General features: G+C 69.3%; 1 protein-coding gene. It reads left to right on the top strand.

Annotated elements, in window-relative coordinates; genetic code table 11:
• The coding region (locus LFM09_RS50185) for a DUF222 domain-containing protein (protein ID WP_414103745.1) at positions 1-280 on the top strand (280 nt) is incomplete at both ends.

The following is a 280-nucleotide window of genomic DNA, read 5'->3' on the forward strand; positions in this document are numbered from 1 at the left end:
CACGCTGGACTGGCGGGGCGATCTGCTGAAGGTCTCGGGAACGTTGGACAAGATCACCGGCGCGAAGTTCGAGGCGCTGATCGACCCGCTGGCCAAGCCACGCCCGACCACCTCGGAAGGCCCAGACCCGCGTACCCGCACGCAACGCCAAGGCGACGCGTTCGCTGAGCTGATCGACCTGATGCTGCGCGCCGACCAGATGCCCGAACACGGCGGCGAACCGGTCACCCTCACCCTGACCATGCGCTACGACGACCTCGCGGCCCAGGTCGGCGCCGCG

The organism is Lentzea alba, assembly GCF_047445655.1.
Lineage (GTDB): Bacteria > Actinomycetota > Actinomycetes > Mycobacteriales > Pseudonocardiaceae > Lentzea > Lentzea alba_A.